The organism is Lysinibacillus sp. FSL W7-1291, assembly GCF_038593415.1.
Taxonomy (GTDB): Bacteria; Bacillota; Bacilli; order Bacillales_A; family Planococcaceae; genus Lysinibacillus; species Lysinibacillus fusiformis_D.
In genome coordinates this window covers 3264636-3284367 of sequence record NZ_CP151994.1, presented here as the reverse complement: position 1 = coordinate 3284367, position 19732 = coordinate 3264636, and the positions used below count along the sequence as shown (strand labels likewise).

Annotated in this window: 16 protein-coding genes; 14 read left to right on the top strand and 2 right to left on the bottom strand. The window is 38.0% G+C overall.

From position 1 onward, the window contains the following. Position 1 precedes the first annotated feature (1 nt). The 13 genes from NST76_RS15885 to NST76_RS15825 all read left to right on the top strand — a co-directional run bounded on the left by NST76_RS15885 (position 2) and on the right by NST76_RS15825 (position 17101). Complete coding sequence (locus NST76_RS15885; RefSeq protein WP_342544136.1) at positions 2–5518, top strand: amino acid adenylation domain-containing protein; 5517 nt, start codon at positions 2–4, stop codon at positions 5516–5518. Continuing rightward, positions 5502–6626, top strand: coding sequence for a saccharopine dehydrogenase NADP-binding domain-containing protein (locus tag NST76_RS15880; protein WP_342544134.1), 1125 nt, complete (start codon positions 5502–5504; stop codon positions 6624–6626). The genes NST76_RS15885 and NST76_RS15880 overlap by 17 nt, the downstream gene beginning before the upstream one ends. Next, positions 6623–7705, top strand: a complete 1083-nt coding sequence (locus NST76_RS15875) for a Gfo/Idh/MocA family oxidoreductase (protein WP_342544131.1) — start codon at positions 6623–6625, stop codon at positions 7703–7705. Before NST76_RS15880 ends, NST76_RS15875 begins: the two co-directional genes overlap by 4 nt. Then, the gene (locus tag NST76_RS15870; protein WP_271910663.1) at positions 7696–8466 is read left to right on the top strand and encodes a thioesterase domain-containing protein; all 771 of its coding nucleotides are present in this window, start codon (positions 7696–7698) and stop codon (positions 8464–8466) included. Before NST76_RS15875 ends, NST76_RS15870 begins: the two co-directional genes overlap by 10 nt. A gap of 229 nt (positions 8467–8695) precedes the next feature. After that, positions 8696–9661 carry an ornithine carbamoyltransferase gene (gene argF / locus NST76_RS15865; protein WP_342544130.1) on the top strand — a complete coding sequence of 322 codons (966 nt, stop codon included), beginning with the start codon at positions 8696–8698 and terminating at the stop codon, positions 9659–9661. A gap of 852 nt (positions 9662–10513) precedes the next feature. Next, on the top strand, positions 10514–11410 hold the full coding sequence (locus NST76_RS15860) for a LysR family transcriptional regulator (protein WP_036128277.1): 897 nt from the start codon (positions 10514–10516) through the stop codon (positions 11408–11410). 184 nt (positions 11411–11594) lie between these two features. Further along, entirely contained in the window at positions 11595–12923 is a 1329-nt protein-coding gene (locus NST76_RS15855; protein WP_036128276.1) for an LLM class flavin-dependent oxidoreductase, read from the top strand. Between the two features lie 45 nt (positions 12924–12968). Next, positions 12969–13982 carry an LLM class flavin-dependent oxidoreductase gene (locus tag NST76_RS15850; RefSeq protein WP_342544127.1) on the top strand — a complete coding sequence of 338 codons (1014 nt, stop codon included), beginning with the start codon at positions 12969–12971 and terminating at the stop codon, positions 13980–13982. 13 nt (positions 13983–13995) lie between these two features. Continuing rightward, positions 13996–14274, top strand: a complete 279-nt coding sequence (locus tag NST76_RS15845) for a glutaredoxin family protein (protein WP_036128274.1) — start codon at positions 13996–13998, stop codon at positions 14272–14274. A 20-nt stretch (positions 14275–14294) separates the two neighbouring features. Continuing rightward, a complete protein-coding gene (locus NST76_RS15840) occupies positions 14295–15119 on the top strand; it encodes a transporter substrate-binding domain-containing protein (protein ID WP_089934420.1) in 825 nt (274 codons plus the stop codon). A 23-nt stretch (positions 15120–15142) separates the two neighbouring features. After that, positions 15143–15847: an amino acid ABC transporter permease gene (locus NST76_RS15835; protein ID WP_036128280.1), complete on the top strand. Its 705-nt coding sequence runs from the start codon at positions 15143–15145 to the stop codon at positions 15845–15847. Positions 15848–15859: 12 nt separating this feature from the next. Further along, positions 15860–16573: an amino acid ABC transporter permease gene (locus tag NST76_RS15830; RefSeq protein ID WP_036128272.1), complete on the top strand. Its 714-nt coding sequence runs from the start codon at positions 15860–15862 to the stop codon at positions 16571–16573. A 15-nt stretch (positions 16574–16588) separates the two neighbouring features. Next, a complete protein-coding gene (locus tag NST76_RS15825; RefSeq protein WP_036128271.1) occupies positions 16589–17101 on the top strand; it encodes a GNAT family N-acetyltransferase in 513 nt (170 codons plus the stop codon). A 46-nt stretch (positions 17102–17147) separates the two neighbouring features. Here the strand turns inward: NST76_RS15825 and NST76_RS15820 are convergent, their stop codons facing one another. Further along, positions 17148–18527 (bottom strand): FAD-linked oxidase C-terminal domain-containing protein, encoded by a 1380-nt coding sequence (locus tag NST76_RS15820; protein ID WP_036128270.1) that lies wholly within the window; start codon positions 18525–18527, stop codon positions 17148–17150. A gap of 78 nt (positions 18528–18605) precedes the next feature. Continuing rightward, positions 18606–18815 carry a small acid-soluble spore protein SspI gene (gene sspI / locus NST76_RS15815; protein WP_036128269.1) on the bottom strand — a complete coding sequence of 70 codons (210 nt, stop codon included), beginning with the start codon at positions 18813–18815 and terminating at the stop codon, positions 18606–18608. A 238-nt stretch (positions 18816–19053) separates the two neighbouring features. Between sspI and NST76_RS15810 the strand changes: the two genes are divergently transcribed. Then, positions 19054–19581: a sigma-70 family RNA polymerase sigma factor gene (locus NST76_RS15810; protein WP_271910658.1), complete on the top strand. Its 528-nt coding sequence runs from the start codon at positions 19054–19056 to the stop codon at positions 19579–19581. The last annotated feature ends 151 nt before the right edge of the window (positions 19582–19732 follow it).

The following is a 19732-nucleotide window of genomic DNA, read 5'->3' as shown; positions in this document are numbered from 1 at the left end:
TATGAAAAAATTAGTAGCAGAGTATCGCGAATTGGGCGTAAATCTTTGGGTAGAAGATGGGAAATTACATTTTAAGGCTCCAACTGGTGTACTTACACATGAACGGAAAGAGCGGTTACGACAGCATAAAGAGCAGCTTCTTGACTTTTTACAAAAAGAACACCAGCCAATCACCCATGACGCAGAAAGACGTTATGATTCCTTTCCACTTACAGATATTCAATCAGCCTATTTAGTAGGAAGAAGCGGCAATTATCATTACGGTGGAGTAGGCTGTAAAGTATATGCTGAACTAGTTGGTACTATTTTTGATCCTATACAGCTTGAAAAGGCATGGCATCATGTCATAAAGCGTCATGATATGCTTCGTGCGATAGTGCATCAGGAGGGCTATCAGCAAGTACTAGAAAATGTAGAGCTTCCAGCTTTACAGGTTATTGATTTAACAGAGGAAGCACCTGAAGCTGCGAATCAACGATTATTACAAGTAAGAAATGAGCTATCTGTTAAACAGTATGCTCCTGATAAGTGGCCATTGTACGACCTCGTCCTGACACAGCAAAAAAATCAAAGTACTGTTCATCTATCCATTGATATGTTAATTGCGGATTTTGTCAGTATCAATGTATTAATAGCTGAATTAGAACACTTTTATTATACAGAAAATACGCCATTACCAGCTTTAGACATTCAATTTAGAGATGTCATGACCCAACAATATGAACAAAAACATAATCGATCGGCAGCCTATGACATAGCTAAAAATTATTGGACTAGCCGTTTAGAGACTTTTCCAGAAGCGCCAGAGTTACCAGTTGTAAGTGACAAAACGGATAGTCATACCATTCGTTTTGAACAATTTAATTTTTTATTACCGAAACACGAGTGGCAAAGTTTAAGTCAGAAGGCAAAAGAACATCGACTAACACCATCTAGTATTATATTGACGGCTTTTGCTGAAATTATCGGTGTATGGTCAAAACAATCGCATTTTTGCTTGAATATTACGATGCTTAACCGTCCTACTATTCATGCTCAAATTCATGATATAGTTGGAGACTTTACAACGATTAATCTATTAGAAATATATGCAAAAAGAGATAGAGCTTTTTATGAGCATGCGGCTGAAATTCAACAGCAGCTCTGGACAGATTTAGAGTATCGGGATTTCTCAGGAATTGAGGTATTGCGTGAATTAAAGCGACAGCGCAATCGAGATGTTATTATTCCTGTTGTTTATACAAGCACATTAGGTGCTGAGGTAAATAGCCATATGTCTGATAATGAGCCTAAGTTGAAGCTAGCCTATAAAATTAGTCAGACCCCTCAAGTGTGGATTGATTGTCAAGTATCTGAACAACCAAATGGGGTATTGATAAATTGGGATGTACGAGAGGGCATTTTTCCAAATGGTTTAATGGATACTGCTTTTCAGTTTTTTGTGGATCACCTAACAAACCTGGCAAATAACGAGGGAGCGTGGACTGATCGCGATGTGATAGGCTTACCAGAAGCAATGCAAAAGGTTAGAAATGAAATAAAGAATACAACAGTTAATTTACCTAAAGGATTACTGTATGACAAAGTGCTAGATGCCATTACACAATATCCTAAAAATAGGGCTGTTTATGCAGATGGCAAATATTTTACATATGAGGAGCTCGGTCGCTATGTATTTGCTATTCAACAGGCATTGCTGAAGGAAGGTGTACAGCAAGGGGATTTTGTAGCCATTGATTTACCGAAAGGGATTTGGCAAATTGCTGCTGTATTAGGAACATTAACAGCGGGTTGCGTGTATGTACCTTTAGAAAGAGAGCAACCGATTGCACGGAAGAAAGATATTATCAATGAATCGCAAATCACATTTATTTTAAGTCATAGTCATTCTAGTAAATTATACGAACAAGATGCTCTTTCTTTTATTAGTGTCGAGCAATTAAACGTTGTATCAGAAGCACAATTAGTTCCTGTACGTGTAGACGTTGAGCAGCCAGCTTACATTATTCATACATCAGGCAGTACAGGTAAAGCAAAAGGCGTTATTGTCAGTCATAAAGCGGCGCTAAATACAATAATGGATATAAATCAGCGTTTCCATGTAACAGAGCATGATCGAGTTTTAGCCATTGCTAATTTAGCATTTGATTTATCCGTATACGATATTTTTGGCTTATTAAGTGTTGGTGGTAGCATTATATTACCAGAGCATAAACGTCATAAAGATCCAAAACATTGGCTGGAACTTATAACATCTCAGCAGGTCACTATTTGGAATTCAGTACCAGCTCAAATGCAACTTCTTTCCGCTTATATGCAGGATACGACAACAACTCTTCATAACGTATTGCGTCTAGTATTTTTATCTGGTGATTGGATACCTGTTACATTACCTAAACAAATGGCACATTATTTTGAAGAAGCGCAATTTATCAGTCTTGGTGGAGCTACAGAAGCAGCCATCTGGTCTATTTATTATCCAATAGATATGAATACGGCTTATAAAAATAGCATTCCTTATGGTAAGCCATTGGCCAATCAAAATTTTTATGTGTTGAATAAGGAGCTAGAAGAATGCCCTGACTGGACAATTGGTGATTTATATATTGGAGGAGAGGGGCTTGCCACTGGCTATCTACACGATGAAAAAAATACTACAGCGAAATTTATAATCCATCCTTACACAGAAGAACGGTTATATGCCACTGGCGATTTAGGCAGATACCGACCAGATGGTGTGATTGAATTTTTGGGAAGAGAAGATACGCAAGTAAAAATTCATGGGCACCGCATTGAACTAAGCGAAGTTGAAAGCTCTCTACAACGGATGCAGCAGATAGAGCATGCTGCCGTAATTGCAAATAAGGATTCGGCAACAAAAGAATTTAGTATTTCAGCATTCGCGCAAGCAAGAAAAAATACAAATGAAGTCACAACCTTCGTTCCTTCAGACAAGTTAGCAGCTATAGTGAAGACTGCTGGAGATCGAGCAACTCATGCTGTAGATCGCGAGCTATTTGCACAATGGTCTACAATTTCCAATTGGACAGCCGTCCTAGATATTATGAAAACATTCCAGGACTTAGATATATTTATAGATGATCGAGAATTTTCTTTTAGTGAGATTCAGCAAATTGTGAAAGTTCATCCCTATTATCATCAGCTACTCAGACGATGGCTGAATGTGTTATGTAAAGAGAATCTTATTCAGCAAAATCCAGCTACGACAAACTATTATCTAATTCATACAGATTTACCGCATAATGCTTCAGCAATGTCTTGGCTACAATGGAGAGAAATTGAGGGAAAAATGCAATATGGTAAAAAGCTTGTGGATTACTTTGAGGATTCAAGTAAGCATCTTCTAGGTTTACTTCGGGGCGAAATAGATTCGTTAGATTTATTTTTCCCAAAAGGCAGCTTTGAGATTGCCTTAGCAGCATATAAAGACAATCTGATTAGTCGTTCATTAAATCAAGTGACGATTCAAGCTGTTCATACGATTATAGATGAATTTAGAGCGAGTTATCCAAATAAACCATTTCGAATTTTAGAAGTAGGAGCAGGCGTAGGTGGTGTAAGTTTAGAGTTAATACCGTCATTAGATCAAAAAAATGTAGAATATGTTTTTACAGATTTATCACAATTCTTTTTAAATGAAGCACGTAAATCATTTGAACCTTATAAGTGGGTTACATATGGTTTGTATGATATCAATCAATCCTATTGGTCTCAAGGAATTCAAGCATCTTCCTTTGACCTGATTTTATGTAATAATGTTTTACACAATGCTAAAAAAGCACCACAAGTGCTACAGGCTTTTAAGGAAATGACAGTGGAAGGTGGGGCATTGATCGTGGCGGATACAACAGGGGAAAACTATTCCCTCCTTACATCGATGGAATTTCATGCGGGTCTAAATGATTTTGAAGATTTTCGTAAAGACAATGATCAAGTATTTTTTAATCGTGAACAGTGGCATGAGTTATTTGCAGCAGCACAAATGGAGATAGCGGGTGTATATCCTACCCCAAATGATCCATTATCAGCAGCCAATCAGGCAGTATTTGTTGGTCAGTTTAGAGGTGAACGCAAGCGAATTTATGCGAGTGAGATTCAACAATATTTAGAAGAACAATTACCAGCATATATGCTCCCAGCGCATATTGAAGTACTCCGTGAATTACCGTTATCTGAAAATGGTAAAGTGGATCGTGGTGCGTTACAAAGTCGCTTAGAAGCATCTAATCCATTTATTGCACAATCTGGAGAATCCCCACAAAGCGATTTAGAGAAAAGAATTGCAGCTATCTGGGCAAAGGCATTAAATCGAGAAAGTATTTGGCGTAATGAAAACTTCTATCAAGCAGGTGGTGATTCATTACTAGTGGCACAAATTGTGGCCGCCATGAGAGATACACTACCAGAGGTGAAGCATTGGGAGTGGGATCAATTAATGGTAGAGATTTTACAAACACCAACCATTGCAGAGATTGCAGAAAAGATAAGTCACTCAGTGGAAAATCATCAAACAGTGCAGGATGAAACTACTTCAGATAAGAAACCGTCTTTCGTTATTTTAGCTGAAGGTGAAATGGGCGGTAACATGAAAGTTCTATTTCATGATGGAACAGGGACACTTACACCATACAATCAATTGCTCCCTTATTTAATAGAAGAATCTAATCGCAAAGATACGATAGCAGGGTTTATTTTTGGCGATGAAGCAGATTATTTAGCCTATCCATCTGAATCACTCATTCAAAGTTTAGGGCAAAAATATGCCAAACAATTGTTAGAGCTAAATGCTGCAAGCTATGAACTGATAGGATACTGCATGGGTGGACTTATCGCTATTGAAACAGCAAAGGTGTTACTTGCAGAGGGTGTTCAAGTTGAACCGGTCATAACTATAGATACTACGCCGTGTGATGCCAAGCTTCGAAATGATTTATTAATGGAAAGAACATTTGGTTTATTAATAGGTGCAGATCTTGAAAAAAGCGGTCATGCTGTTGACGATGAATTACTCAAAAAAGCATTACAAGATTTAATCAAAAAAGAAACGAACATGATTACGATTGAAGATTTATGTGAACTAACGGGAGAGTTCACACCAGTTGCACACTGTTATCAAAAGCTTGCTAGTAAGTCACCTGAACAAAGATTGGTAGATTTATATACGACTGTTCCAGCTTTGCAGGGTGATATTTCTGCCTATCAAAAACAGCGAATGGAAACGCTATATCAAATTTTCTGTCAAAGCTTTAAAGGTGTTGTATCGTATGGAACAGAGCCTTTCATGGGAGATGTAGCTGCATTTAGCTGTATCGATAAAACGTCATCCTTTTTACCAGTCATGGGTACAAGAAATGAAGAATTTTGGAAAGAGATTACATTTGGTCACTTGAATATTATACCTATAAATGGCAATCACATTACCTGTTTACAAGAGCCATATGTGAAAGAGACTGCTCATTTACTGCTTAAAGGAGTTAGTCATGAACCATCAATTTAAAATAGGAATTATTGGCTACAGTGGATCCGTTGGACAAGCAGCTGTACGATTTTTAAAGGATAAATATCCACTACGCTGTGGTAGTAGAAGTGGCAATAAAGAACATGCTCACTCACATGAATATATAGATTATAGGCAAGTAGATATATATGACCAAGAGGCGCTAGAGACATTTTGTACAGGATGTACAATTGTATTAAATTGTGCAGGCCCATCGTATAGCATTATTGATAGAGTAGCACAGGCTACAAAAAAAGTGGGAGCCCATTATGTTGATGCATTTGGTGCCGATTTGTTGGAAAAAAAAATTATGCAGCAGGAGCTAACGAATATCATGATTCTTTCAGCAGGAAGTTTTCCCGGTTTATCTGGGATTCTTCCTCGTTTATTAGCTCAAGAAGGGTTTGATCAAATAGAGAAAGTAATCGGCTATGCAGGTGGTGAAGAAACATATAGTAAAGGAGCAGCTGCTGATTTAATGCTTAGCTCCATTTATGGATTTGGCACAGCGAATGCCTTTTATAAGAATAAAGAAATAGTACGAGATACTGTACAGCCAGAAAAAATAAATGTCACCATTTATGGTGAGGAAAAAGAAATCTATACTCAAAGGTATATAACAAATGAAACAATCCGCCTCGCAAAAAAGCTACAGATAACTGAAGCACATTGGTATAATATGTATCCAAATAAAGCTGTTTTTTCATTATTACAACAAGCATGTATACGATTGGCGATGAAAAATACATCAGAACATTTACATCAAATTATAGATGAATTGATGGAAAGACTCACTGTATTCCCTGTGCGGCAAACATGGTACACCGTTATCATTGAAATGATTGGAAAGTATCAGCAACAGCCAATACGACGAAAAGCTCAATTACTTAGTCAAAATAGCTTTATGATTAGTGGCATTATTTGTGCATTATCTGTAGAAGCAATTATAGAAGGAATGGTGCACGAAAATGGTGTTTATTGGGCATATGACGTATTAAACCCTACTATTGTGATGCGAGAATTGCGTGTGCAGGGTGCGATAGAAGATTTTAGCATCACTTCACATTCAGAAAATCATGTAAGCTTGTTGGAAGAAGGGCTATTATGAGACCGTTAAGGGTAGTGGTTTGTGGTACGAAATTTGGAGCGTATTATGTGCAGGCAATTTTAAACTTACCATCTCATTATAGGCTTGTAGGTATTTTATCTAAAGGTAGTAAACAGTCGGAAGAGCTTGCTAATACATTTAATGTACCGCTTTACACCGATGTGGATGAAATAACAAATGAGCAGGTGGATGTTGCCTGTGTTGTTGTTAAATCGACTATCGTGGGTGGAGCAGGGACAAGCATTGCACAAGCGTTTTTAGAAAAAGGTATACATGTTATTCAGGAGCATCCAGTGCATGAAGATGATTATTTAAAGCTAATTAAAAGTGCGAAAGCTGGTAATTGTAAGTATCACTTGAATAGTTTTTACCCAAATGTTGATGCCGTATATGCCTTTTTACAAACAGCGCAAACATTAAGAGAAGCCAGCGACATTATTTATTTAGAGGCGGCGTGTAGTATCCAAGTATTATTTCCAATGCTTGATATTATCGGACAAGCACTTGGGGGCTTACAAACTTGTACACTTGAACCAATTAATAATCATACAGAGCATGATCCCTTTTATACGCTATCTGGACAAATCCGGGATATTCCAGTGACGTTACGCATTTTCAATCAAATGGATTTAGCTAATCCAGAAAGTAATATTTATTTGTTGCATAGAGTGATTTTAGGAACGAACAGAGGAACATTGTATCTACCAGACCCGCATGGATCAGTACACTGGATGCCATGTATGAGCTCATCATTAAACGAGTCAACTATATTTAATAAGAAAAGAGACAATAAATTCTTAAGCTATCCGGTTGAGGAGATTGTCTTTCCTGCACAAAATACGAGCTTTGAAGATTTATATATAAAGGTATGGCCAAAAAGTGTTGAACGCTCTCTTATAACATTTTCAGAAGAAATTTGGAGTCGTTCTTACTTCAATCAAACAACACAATATTATTTAACAGCTTGTAAATTATGGAATAATATTGGGAAGAAAATGGGGCCGTCCCAAAAAGTCTGTATACAGGAACGAGAGCCGTTAAGAATGAGGGATATTAAGGGAGAAAAAGAATGGATATGATGAATGTGAAAAAATGGTTTCCTTTTGTGAAAGCGTTAGATTATGGTCATCCTTGTAAGCTTTTTTGCTTTCATCATGCTGGTGGCAGTGCAGCCATTTTTAAAAATTGGAAAACATGGGAGAGGAACTTAGCTGTCTTTCCGATCGAGCTACCTGGAAAGTCAACAAGAATAAAAGAACAGTACATGACAAATTATCATGATGTCATACCACAAATTGCAGAGGCTATTCATCAAGTGACAAGCCAAACACGAATTTATTTTTATGGTCATAGCATGGGAGCTATTCTTGCATTTAAGACAGCCTGTTTGTTAGAAGAAAAATATAAGAAAAAGGTGAATTTATTAATAGTAGCTGGCCGCCATGCCCCACAGGATGATTTTCCTGATGACTATCAAACAACGATGGACGATAGTGAGCTCATTCAAGAGTTAAAAAGAGTAGGTGGTACACCGAATGAATTGTTAGAAAATGAAGAAGTGCTGCAATATATTTTACCTATTGTAAAAAATGATTATCGCTTGAATGAGTCGTTTGATTATCAAGATGAATTATTCCATGGTCCGATTCTTGCACATTGTGGAACGAATGATCCTGATGCACCAGCATGTAATGTGAAAAATTGGCAAGTTGTCACGACTAATACCTTTCATTTGAAAGAGTTTTCCGGAAGTCACTTTTTCCCATATGAAAATAAACAGGATTATTATAAGGAGTTAGAACAGAGTTGTCAGGAAAACACCTGTCATATGAGTTATTAGTTACGCAAAGAATATATAAAGGATACCTTAAAACGGAGGTATCCTTTTTGTGCTTTAAAAGATTAGTATAGATGAATCTTAATGTATGCATAAATATTCTATATGGCGAATTTTTGTCACATTTAAAGTCTCGTGCTTACTAATTGAAATAAATTATAAAAATTCAGTTGATTTTATATTTATGCATGATATACTAATTTCAACAGCAACGATGTAAGGAGCGAAGGCGATGAAATTACTCGAAGAAGTACAGTTGAAGTTAGTATCTAGTTTAAAAGGAAAAGATCTTCTAACATTGCTAGACTATACAAGTCAAGAGGTTCAAGAACTGATTGAACTAGCAACACAGCTAAAAATGATTACAAAAGAGGGAAAATGTCCAAGATTATTAGAAGGTAAAACACTTGGCATGATTTTTGAAAAACATTCAACTCGTACACGTATTTCATTTGAAGTTGGCATGAATCAATTAGGTGGGAAAAGTATGTTTATGCATGCGCGCGATTTGCAAATTGGTCGTGGTGAATCGATTTATGATACAGCACATGTATTATCTGGTTATTTAGATGGGATTATGATTCGTGCAAATTCTCACGCGATGGTCAAAGAGCTTGCAGAGCATGCAGCTATTCCAGTCATCAATGGACTAACGGATATTTATCATCCTTGTCAGGCATTAGCTGATTTAGAAACGATTGCAGAAAATAAAGGCTTTTTAAAAGGGCTTAAAATTGCCTATGTAGGCGATGGCAATAATGTAGCGCATTCACTAGTCGTAGCTTCTGCACATGTCGGCATGAATGTCGCTGTGGCAACACCAGCTGGGTATGAGTGTGATGCGCAAGTAATCGCCAAAGCACAGGCGATTGCAGTGGCAAATGGCAGTACCATTACGATCACAAATGATCCTGTTGAAGCTGTGTTAAATGCAGATGTGGTTTATGCAGATGTTTGGACATCGATGGGTCAAGAGGAAGAAGCGGCTAAACGTTTACAAGACTTTGCTGGTTATCAAATTAATGATGAGCTAGTTGCCTACGCAAAACCAAATTATATGTTCTTGCACTGCTTACCAGCACATCGTGAGGAAGAGGTGGCAACATCAGTTATTGATGGACCTAATTCTTATATCTTTGAACAAGCCGAAAATAGACTGCATGCACAAAAAGCCGTACTGGCATCGATTCTTGCTTAAATTTGGACATATGCTTCTCGAGTTGAGAAGTACGATAAAAAGAGTTTACTTGCGCAGCAGAGGATGTTCAAGTGAATAACATAACAGTGGTAGCGCAGACAGAGGGCTGTAAACCACGCGCGATGTTGGTTGTCAAGATGGATGGCAACATCGCTACATAGTAAAGTAACCTAGGAGACGCTAGGTTACTTTCATGTTGTTGAAAAAAGGTGATATCAATAGCAGAAAAACCAACTTTGCAAGGTGAGAGGTTGATGTCCGTTCCGCCAGCGTCCTTTCCAGGGGGCGTCCGATGAGCCGCTTCACTCACTGCGTTCGCTCCAGGGTCTCCTCTGTGACGCTAAATCCCCTAGGAGTGACGCTGGCTCCACTCCAATCAACCATTCTGCAAAAGTGTCTTTTCCTGAACAAAATAGCCCATTATTTATATTATTAAGAAAGGATAGCCTCTTACTTTCAATGTGGAGAAGTGATGTGTGCCAACACTCCTCCATAAAAGAGTAGTGAATACCTTCACTTTTTTGCTAAAAAGTTAACATTTTATTTTATGGATTGGAGTGGAAGGCTACTTGACTCCCGTGGGAATAGCGAGACAGGCGAGCCCCTGCACGGAGGAAGCGGCTCGGCGCTCGCCCACAGGAAAGCAAGTAGCCTGCAACGGAAATCCTTTTTCACCTTTCACATAAATTCTATGGATGGTTTTGTTTTTCAACACTATGAAAGTAACCTAGGAGACGCTAGGTTACTTTTTCTTTTGATAAAAATTAAAAACATAGTTTTCCAATAAATTATAGAGAATATAAAGAATTATTTATATAATAGGATAAATAAGTATGAAGGGGTGAACTCCTCGTGAATATAGACCATATCGAGGCATTTTTATATGTTGTCCATTACAAAAGTACCCATAAGGCAGCCAATGCGTTGTTTCTCTCACAGCCCACTGTGACAGCACGAATCAAATCGTTAGAGAGGGAGCTTGGTGTTGAATTGTTTTACCGAGATGGGCGAAGTGTGAGCGTATCGGAGAAAGGAAAAGACTTTATACCGTTTGCTACACAAATTGTCCAAACGTTTCAGCAAGGAAAGAAGCAATTAGAGGAAACACAGGAAACAGATGAAGTATGTATTGGGGCAAATGGGGTGACAGCACAGTATTTCTTAGCCTATGCATTGCCGAAATGGAAAGAACAATTTCCTTATTTGCGATTTCAACTAATTACAGGTTCAACTACGATGATTTTAGAAAAGTTACAAAGCCATCAAATTCATCTAGGTCTTATTCAATATGTGCATCGAGATGGCATCAGTAATGAGCTATTATTAAACAATGCGGTGAAACTTGTGAAACATCGTGATCATCTATTACAACAACGTGAACGCATGCAAGCAAAGGAGTTAGCCCAACAGAAAATGGTGTTTTTTGAATGTGGAGCGTTTGATTGGAATTATGTGCATAAAATGTTTGAGATAGAGGGCGTGACAGCCAATATTGAAGTACGTACGGATCATTTAGAAGTTGCAAAGGAATTTATTCGGACAAAGAACTATATTAGCTTTTTACCACATCTTTGCGTCAAAAAGGAGCTCGAAAGCGGTGAATTTGTGGAGATAGACGTCAAGCATTTATTGGATATGAATCAACACATATTTTTAACCTATAAAGATAAAGAGGTGTTGACGACAGCCTTTTGGCAGACAATCTGTGAGACCGCTAAGCAATTTGAAAGCATGCAAGAAAGGCATTAATTAAATATTTTTTCAGAACTTAAAATTTTTTCTATTACGTAGCCTATTGCATATTGTCTAAAGGAACTGTAATATCATTTTCAATCCAAATTTATTTATGAATTAGCATAAATAAAAAATTTTTAAACAAAAACATACTTAACCACTAAGTTTAGTAAATAATGAGGATTGAGGAGGAATTGACATGGCTAGACAGGATAAAATTCGATTTGGGGCCATCATTCATGGAGTGGGGGGCAATATTTCTAGTTGGCGTCATCCAAAGGTAGCGAGTAATCAAAGTGTAAGCTTGCCTTTTTATATTCAGCAGGCTCAGAAGGCAGAGCAAGGGAAATTTGATGTAGCATTTATTGCAGATGGTTTATTTATTAATGAAAAATCCATCCCTCATTTTTTAAACCGCTTTGAGCCGATTACAATTTTATCAGCATTGGCTGTAGCGACGAAGAATATTGGCTTAGTTGGAACCGTTTCAACTTCCTATAGCGAACCATTTACAGTGGCAAGACAATTTGCTTCATTAGATCATATTAGTGCGGGGCGTGCAGGCTGGAATGTAGTAACTACTCCATTAGAAAGTACTGCTTTGAACTACAATAAAACAATCGACCAACATCCTAACCATGCAGAGCGTTATCAAATTGCGGAAGAATATTTAGAGGTTGTCAAAGGCTTATGGGATTCTTGGGATGATGATGCATTTATTGCTGACGTTGACAATGATCAATTTTTTGATCCAGAAAAATTACACATTTTACATCATAAAGGGACCTATTTTTCAGTTCAAGGTCCACTCAATATTGGACGGTCAAAACAAGGTCAGCCTGTTATTTTCCAAGCTGGGTCATCAGATGCAGGCATTCGATTGGCTGCCAAGGATGCAGATGCTATTTTTACACATGGTGCATCAATTGAAGAGGCGCAAACATTTTACAGAAGAGTAAAAACAGAGGTGGCAGCATTTGGGCGTAATCCAGATGAAGTAAAAATCTTCCCAGGAATTTCACCTATTATTGGCGATACAGTGGAGGAAGCAGAGGCAAAATATCAAGAAATCGTTGAACTAGTTTCCATAGACCGTGCACTTGCTTATCTTGGGCGTTATTTCGACCATCATGATTTTACTCAGTATGATGTGAATGCTCCGTTTCCTGAACTAGGTGACATTGGAGCCAATAGCTTTAGAAGTACAACTGATTATATTAAACGATATGCTAAACAAGAGGGTCTTACATTACGTCAGGTTGCTTTACGTGAAGCTACACCTAAAACAGCCTTTTTTGGGACAGCTGAGCAGGTAGCGGATCTTGTACAGAAATGGTTTGAAAAGGAAGCGGCAGATGGCTTCATCATTGGTGTGACAGTGCCTGGTGCTCTTGAAGATTTTGTGGATAAGGTCGTGCCTATTTTACAAGCAAGAGGACTTTATCGTAAAGACTATGAGGCAGAAACACTGCGCGGGAATTTGGGATTACCATTCAAAGAAAGTCGCTATGTCACACAGTCTGTCTAAAAACCTAGTAAATTTATTAGAATAAAAGAAATTAGGAGGCATTGGATGAGCTATACATTAGGCATATTAGATCAAAGTCCGATTATCGGGGGTGCAACAAACGAACAAACTTTGCAAAAAACAGTGGCACTTGCACAAAAAGCGGAGCAGTTAGGTTACTCACGTTTTTGGGTGTCGGAGCACCATCATACAGAAACATTAGCAGGTTCCTCGCCAGAAGTATTAGTTTCCTATTTATTGGCAAAGACAAAGTCCATTCATATCGGGTCAGGTGGTGTGATGCTACAACATTACAGCCCATACAAGGTGGCAGAAAACTTCCATGTACTGGCAGCGTTGGAGCCAGGACGAGTGGATTTAGGTATTGGAAAAGCACCAGGTGGTTTACCTCTTTCCACAAAGGCATTACAATATGGCACGCTCAATCAAGGGGACGATTTTGAAGATAGACTAACATTTTTACAGCAATTAATTGAGCAATCAATACCAAAAGAGCACGAATTATATGGTATACAAGCAACGCCGATTCCGAAGATAAAGCCAACATTATTTTTACTCGGTGCTAGCCCAGAAAGTGCTGCTCTTGCAGGAAAACTCGGCATTGCATTTGTCTTTGCTCGATTTATTAATAGTGACAATGATGTATTAGCGCAAGCAGCACGTATCTATCGTGAGTATAATGCCAGTGGCCACTTCGCCATATCAATCGCAGCCATTGCAGCTCCAACCAAAAAGGAAGCAAAGGAATTGATTGGGGATCAAAAAATTACGAAGGTGCATTTAGCGAGTGGTAGAACACTGACATTACAATCCATAGAGCTAGCTGAAAAATTTGGTCAAGAGTCTGGAGAGGCGTATACGGTCAAACAATATGAGGCAGATATTGTCTATGGATCGCCTAAGGATATTAAAGCAATATTAGATGATTTTCATGTTCAATATCAGGTAGATGAATTCATTTTGCATACTCCTGTATTGAAGGAGTTTGAACGTAAACGCTCATTCGAACTATTAAGTCCAGTTAATTTACAGCTACAGCAAAAAGTGGCAGTCAGCTAAGGAGGTCATCATCATGACAAAAAATGTAGAGATAATTGTTTGGTCGAAACAAGGTTGTAGTTATTGCGAGGATATAAAAGCGTATTTACAGGAACAACGAATAGCATACAAAACGGTGGATGTCACGTCGAATGATACGTTCCGCGACATCCTTGAAATAAAATATGGTGTTCGATATGTACCTGTTGTAGAAATTGGATCAAGTGAAACGGGTATCTATCAAGCTGTAACAGAAATAGGTTTAGAACACCTGCAGAAGGCACTTGCTGTGAGCTTACCCTCACATGCATAACAGAAGGAATGAGGGATTTTATGAAAAAAATATCGTTTTATCTACTATTTGTACTAGCGGCACTATTAACAGCCTGCGTAAGCTCAGAAAAATCAGATGGAGATGCGAGTGCCCAAAATACAGCACAGGGTGGGAAAGATGTTCAAAAAATCATTGTAGGTACGGGGACACAGTTTCCAAACATCTGCTTTTTAGATGATAAAGGCAATTTAACGGGCTATGACGTGGAGCTTGTTCGAGCAATTGATGAGAAGCTACCAGAATATGAATTTGAGTTTAAAACAATGGAATTTTCCAATTTATTACTAAGTTTAGAGACAGGGAAAATTGATTTTATTGCCCATCAAATGGAAGTCAATAGTGAACGACAGGAGAAGTTTTTATTCAATAAAGAGCCGTATAATGTCTTCCCATTAAAGGTGACAGTGAATGAGAAAAATAAAGAAATTCAATCCGTTGAGGATTTGAAAGGGAAGAATATCAGTGTTTCACCAACGAGTAACTCCGCTGTTTTTATTGAAAAATATAATAAAGAGCATAATTTAGGAGCGAATATCGTCTATTCTTCTGGTTCAGTAGATGTCAATAATCAACTGGCTACTGGTCGTATTGATGCCATTATTACAACACCGTTCGCAGTCAGATACTATAACGAGAGCAATGAAGCACAACAAAAGGTTGTAGGTGACGCATTATTAAATTCAAAAGTATACTTTTTACTCAATAAAAATGAAGTGACATTACAGGAGCGCTTAGATGAAGCTATCGTTGAATTAAAGAAAGAGGGAGTGGTAAGTGAACTTAGTAAAAAATGGTTAGGTGATGATTACACAGTAGACTTCTAATGACAGGAAAGGAAGGCGGAAGTATGGAAAATAACTTTGATGTCATGCTCATTGCGAAGATCATTCCAACATTGCTTCAATATTTACCAGTAACATTTGAAATACTACTATTCTCCATACTTTTTGGTATGGTACTAGGGATTGTGCTAGCCATACCGAAGCTACTTCACATACCCGTATTGAAGCAGATCATCACGGTCTATATATCCTTTATTCGTGGAACCCCTATTTTAGTGCAGTTGTTCTTAGTATTTTACGGCATACCTGCATTGCTAAAATTGATTCATATTGATGTTACTCGCATGGATGCGATGTATTTTGTCATTATTACCTACACACTAAGCAATGCGGCAGCCTTTGCCGAAATATTTCGTGCTGCTATTTTAACCGTTGACCGAGGACAAATGGAGGCTGCCTATTCAGTAGGCTTAAATGGAACACAGGCTTTTATGCGCATTGTTTTCCCACAGGCAATTCGTGTTGCTTTTCCAAATATAGCAAACACGATGATTAGTTCATTAAAAGATACATCACTAGCGTTCTCTATTGGCGTAATGGATATGGTTGGACGTGGAGAAACCTTGATTGCTTCAACGACACGAGCGTTTGAAATCTATGTAGCATTGTCTATTGTTTACTATATTATCGTGATCGTGCTGGAAAAACTATTTAAGTTCAATGAACGCTATTTTAATCGTTATATGCCAAAGGAATTGGCTTCACAATAGGGGGAATATAGTATGACCATTGATCTGGCTTTTATAGTAGAAGCCTTACGAGAAATTAGTAAAGTAATACCTTTAACCTTATTCATGACCATTACACCTGTATTATTAGGTATTGTTATAGGGATAATCGTCGCTTTTGTTCGCATTAAACAAATAAAATTTATTGCGCCTATACTTAATTTTTATGTCTCTTTTTTTAGAGGCACGCCCATTATTATGCATATCATGCTCGTTTATTTTGGCTTGCCAATGCTAGTGGATATGATGGCAAGTACTTTACAGTTAAAGATACAATCAAGCACCATTCCTATATTATTTTTTGTCATACTCGCCTTAACACTTAGTGCGGGAGCTTATGCTTCTGAAATTATTCGCTCAGGAATATTAAGTGTACCGAAAGGACAATTAGAAGCAGCCTATGCGATTGGTTTAACATTTACTCAAGCGATGCGACGTTATATTTTACCGCAAGCATTTGGGCAGTCTATTCCGAATTTGACAAACGTCTTTATTGGCTTTTTACATGCCACATCCTTAGCATTTTTTCTATCTATTAAAGAGTTGACTGGTGCTGCGAATATCGTTGCTTCTGTGAATTTAAAGTTTTTAGAGTCATTTATTGCTGTGGGAATCATTTATTGGGGAATATCAATTGTGGCAGAATGGATCTCACATCGCATTGAAAAAAGAGTAACCGCCTATCGTAAGGGTGGCTTTTCATCATAGAAAGGGGAAACTAGCATGACAGTAGCTGACATTGTGATTGAACATTTACAAGAGGAAGATTATGAACGCTATCTTGAGGTTTTAGTCGAGAGCTATGAGCAATACGAAAAAGACTATCAGGACCCTGAACATTGGCAGTCATATTTAAGTGATATCCGTGCTTCAGTCGGCAATCCGAACGCAGAAACAATTCTTGTAGCAAAGCGTGGTGAGGAGATAGTAGGAGGGCTACAAATATTTACTGATGCGGAAAAAGCATATGGCTTGCCAGAGCTGAATATTCAATCTACGATCGTACGCTTGTTAGGCGTACATCCGAAAGGGAGAGGGCAAGGGGTCGCTAAGAAATTATTACACGAAAGTTTTGCCTTTGCCAGAAAGAGACAGGATAAGGCTCTTTATTTACATTCAGGTGATATCATGCAGGCTGCTATTAATCTTTATTTATCTCTAGGCTTTGTACGAGACGAGTCAAAGGAATTTTATAAGGGCGACATTTTAGTCAAGAGCTTCCGCTATGATTTATAAACATAAACCCGCTGATGACATAGTCATTCAGCGGGTTTATCGTTAGTTATAGGGTGAAAATTTTTCCTGGATTCATAATGTTATATGGATCGAGTGCTGCTTTTATACTTTTCATGACAGCTAAAGAGGTACCGTGCTCAGTAGCTTGATATTTCATTTTGCCAATGCCAACACCATGTTCACCTGTACATGTACCACCCCGAAGTAAAGCATATTGAACAATCTGTTCATTGAAGCGATCTGCTTTTGCCTGCTCCTCTATGTCATTAGGATTTAACATTAGTAGTGCATGGAAATTTCCATCGCCCACATGTCCGACAATCCCGCCTGCAAGACCAATATGATCGAGCTGCTCACGCGCATACAAAATGGTTTCTGCAAGCATGGAGATTGGTACACAGACATCTGTTGACATAAGCTTTTTCCCAGGGTAAGCATGAATATACGCATAGGCTAAGGAATGACGTGCTTCCCAAAGCTTGTTACGTGCCGCATTATCTTGTTCAAATTCAACGGATAGACAGCCGAAGTCCTCAAAAATTTCTGTAGCAAATGCTATATCTGCATGCATACCTGCTTCATTTCCGTGAAATTCTAAAAATAATGTTGGTTTTTCGCTATAGGAAGTATCGTTATAGATATTGGCTTGTTTCATAGAGGCTTCATCAACTAATTCCACTCGGCCGATTGAAATGCCTACCTGTAATAAAGCAGTGACGGCACAGACAGCATCGCCTACTGTGTCAAAAACTGCGCGTCCTGCTGTTACAAATTCAGGTATACCGTAGACTTTCAATATTAACTCTGTAAAGCAGCCAAGTGTCCCTTCTGAGCCTACAAATAGACCGTTGAGATGATAACCAGAAGAGGACTTCGCGGCTAAATTACCAGTATGGATGACGGAGCCGTCTGCAAGTACAACCTCTAAATCACGAACTTGATCCCGCATAACACCGTAACGTACTGCGGTTGTACCACTAGCATTCGTTGCTGCCATGCCACCTAATGTTGCATCTGCACCTGGATCTACTGTGAATTGTAGACCGTGCTTTTTTAATTCCTTATTCAATTGAGAACGTGTGACCCCAGGCTGTACTTTTACAAGAAGGTCATCAGGTCGAACTTCTAAAATAGCATTCATTTCAGAGAAGTCGATGGAAATACCATGTGCAATAGGAATTGCATTTCCTTCTAGGCTGGAGCCAACACCAAATGGTACAACTGGTACACGTTGTGCATGTGCAATTTTTAAAACGGCACTGACATCTGCTGTGGAGCGTGGAAAAACAACGATATCAGGTAGGCTCACGGCATGATGAGATTCATCCTTCCCATGTAGCTGTCGTACCGTTTCGTTTGTTGACACTTGTTCTTCTAATAATACCTGTTTGAGTTGATTGACAAGTAATTCTACTGCAACAGTCATTCCAATCCCTCCAAATTTTCTGATAAATAAAACTTTATCACGCATTTATTGGAAATGGAATGCACTGTGCATTAAAAATCAGTTTGCAAATATTTTTTCTAGTTTTTGAACGAATTCATCTTGTTCAGATGGACTTGATTGCTTCCACCAATTTTCGAAAAACACCCCAAGCCCTGGCAGTAAATGTTCTTCTCCACGGTTAATGGCATCTTCCACAATATCTTTAAATTCTGCTGCAGATTGACCATGAACATTTGCAGTAATGGCATCTCTTATTTGAAAATTCATCTATTTCGCCTCCTTAGTAGTAATTTGTCCAATCATCGTTTAAATATGTATGAAATGCCAAAGAAAAATATATGATTTTTACAATAAATTGCTGAGATTATGTATAAATAGGTCAGGGATTTTAGTCATTCTCAACGATGAAATGATGAAAATGTGTACTCGCTTTCAATAAACGCCAGGGACTAAGATAGTATCACCTAGGAATATTGGACTGTGCATAGTCGACAGGAAGAGTAAAATGTCTATTCAGAACGAGCAAAAGCTTTCACCAACACAATCCTTTGAAGAAATATTAGAATGTGTGCAACCAATGATTACCGTTATTCTTAAGCAACTTCATATCTATAAGGAGTTTGATTATTATCGTCATATTGCTTCCATTGCTGTATGGAGGGCATGGCTAAAAGCAGATCCAGCAAAAGGACAATTTTCCGCTTATATATATTCATCGATCAAAGGAGAGATTTTAAATGAATTATCAAAGGAAAGAAGCTATAAAGAGCGAATAACAGTCGTTGATGATGAAACACTCGATTATGTTCGTAGTGAGTTCAAAGGAGGGGAGAATCAAAAAAATTCTATTGACCTTGAAAGTATTTTGACCCAGTTAAAGCAGATAGAAAGAAAAATACTACTCCTTTATTATGTAGAAGGCTACAATGATCAAGAAATAGCCAAAGTACTAGGTTTATCTGTCGCTGCTAGTAAAAAAAGACGGGCTAGAATCTTCCAGAGGCTAAGTAACCAAGTTTTTGAAGTGGAATGAAGTACTAAAATATCAAAAGTATGCTAATATTGAAATAAAATGAATATTAGCATACTTGATATGAATGCATACAAATTCAGATAAAAGTGTTATGATTTGTAAGAAGTCAAAGAAATATACAATTCTAAGTGTATTATTTAATATAGTTAGT

Excerpts from the sequence above, each read along its gene's own strand:
- NST76_RS15885 (WP_342544136.1), top strand. The coding sequence starts at position 2 with ATGAAAAAATTAGTAGCAGAGTATCGCGAATTGGGCGTAAATCTTTGG.
- NST76_RS15880 (WP_342544134.1), top strand. The coding sequence starts at position 5,502 with ATGAACCATCAATTTAAAATAGGAATTATTGGCTACAGTGGATCCGTT.
- NST76_RS15875 (WP_342544131.1), top strand. The coding sequence starts at position 6,623 with ATGAGACCGTTAAGGGTAGTGGTTTGTGGTACGAAATTTGGAGCGTAT.
- NST76_RS15870 (WP_271910663.1), top strand. The coding sequence starts at position 7,696 with ATGGATATGATGAATGTGAAAAAATGGTTTCCTTTTGTGAAAGCGTTA.
- argF (WP_342544130.1), top strand. The coding sequence starts at position 8,696 with ATGAAATTACTCGAAGAAGTACAGTTGAAGTTAGTATCTAGTTTAAAA.
- NST76_RS15855 (WP_036128276.1), top strand. The coding sequence starts at position 11,595 with ATGGCTAGACAGGATAAAATTCGATTTGGGGCCATCATTCATGGAGTG.
- NST76_RS15850 (WP_342544127.1), top strand. The coding sequence starts at position 12,969 with ATGAGCTATACATTAGGCATATTAGATCAAAGTCCGATTATCGGGGGT.
- NST76_RS15845 (WP_036128274.1), top strand. The coding sequence starts at position 13,996 with ATGACAAAAAATGTAGAGATAATTGTTTGGTCGAAACAAGGTTGTAGT.
- NST76_RS15840 (WP_089934420.1), top strand. The coding sequence starts at position 14,295 with ATGAAAAAAATATCGTTTTATCTACTATTTGTACTAGCGGCACTATTA.
- NST76_RS15835 (WP_036128280.1), top strand. The coding sequence starts at position 15,143 with ATGGAAAATAACTTTGATGTCATGCTCATTGCGAAGATCATTCCAACA.
- NST76_RS15830 (WP_036128272.1), top strand. The coding sequence starts at position 15,860 with ATGACCATTGATCTGGCTTTTATAGTAGAAGCCTTACGAGAAATTAGT.
- NST76_RS15825 (WP_036128271.1), top strand. The coding sequence starts at position 16,589 with ATGACAGTAGCTGACATTGTGATTGAACATTTACAAGAGGAAGATTAT.
- NST76_RS15820 (WP_036128270.1), bottom strand. The coding sequence starts at position 18,527 with ATGACTGTTGCAGTAGAATTACTTGTCAATCAACTCAAACAGGTATTA.
- sspI (WP_036128269.1), bottom strand. The coding sequence starts at position 18,815 with ATGAATTTTCAAATAAGAGATGCCATTACTGCAAATGTTCATGGTCAA.
- NST76_RS15810 (WP_271910658.1), top strand. The coding sequence starts at position 19,054 with ATGTCTATTCAGAACGAGCAAAAGCTTTCACCAACACAATCCTTTGAA.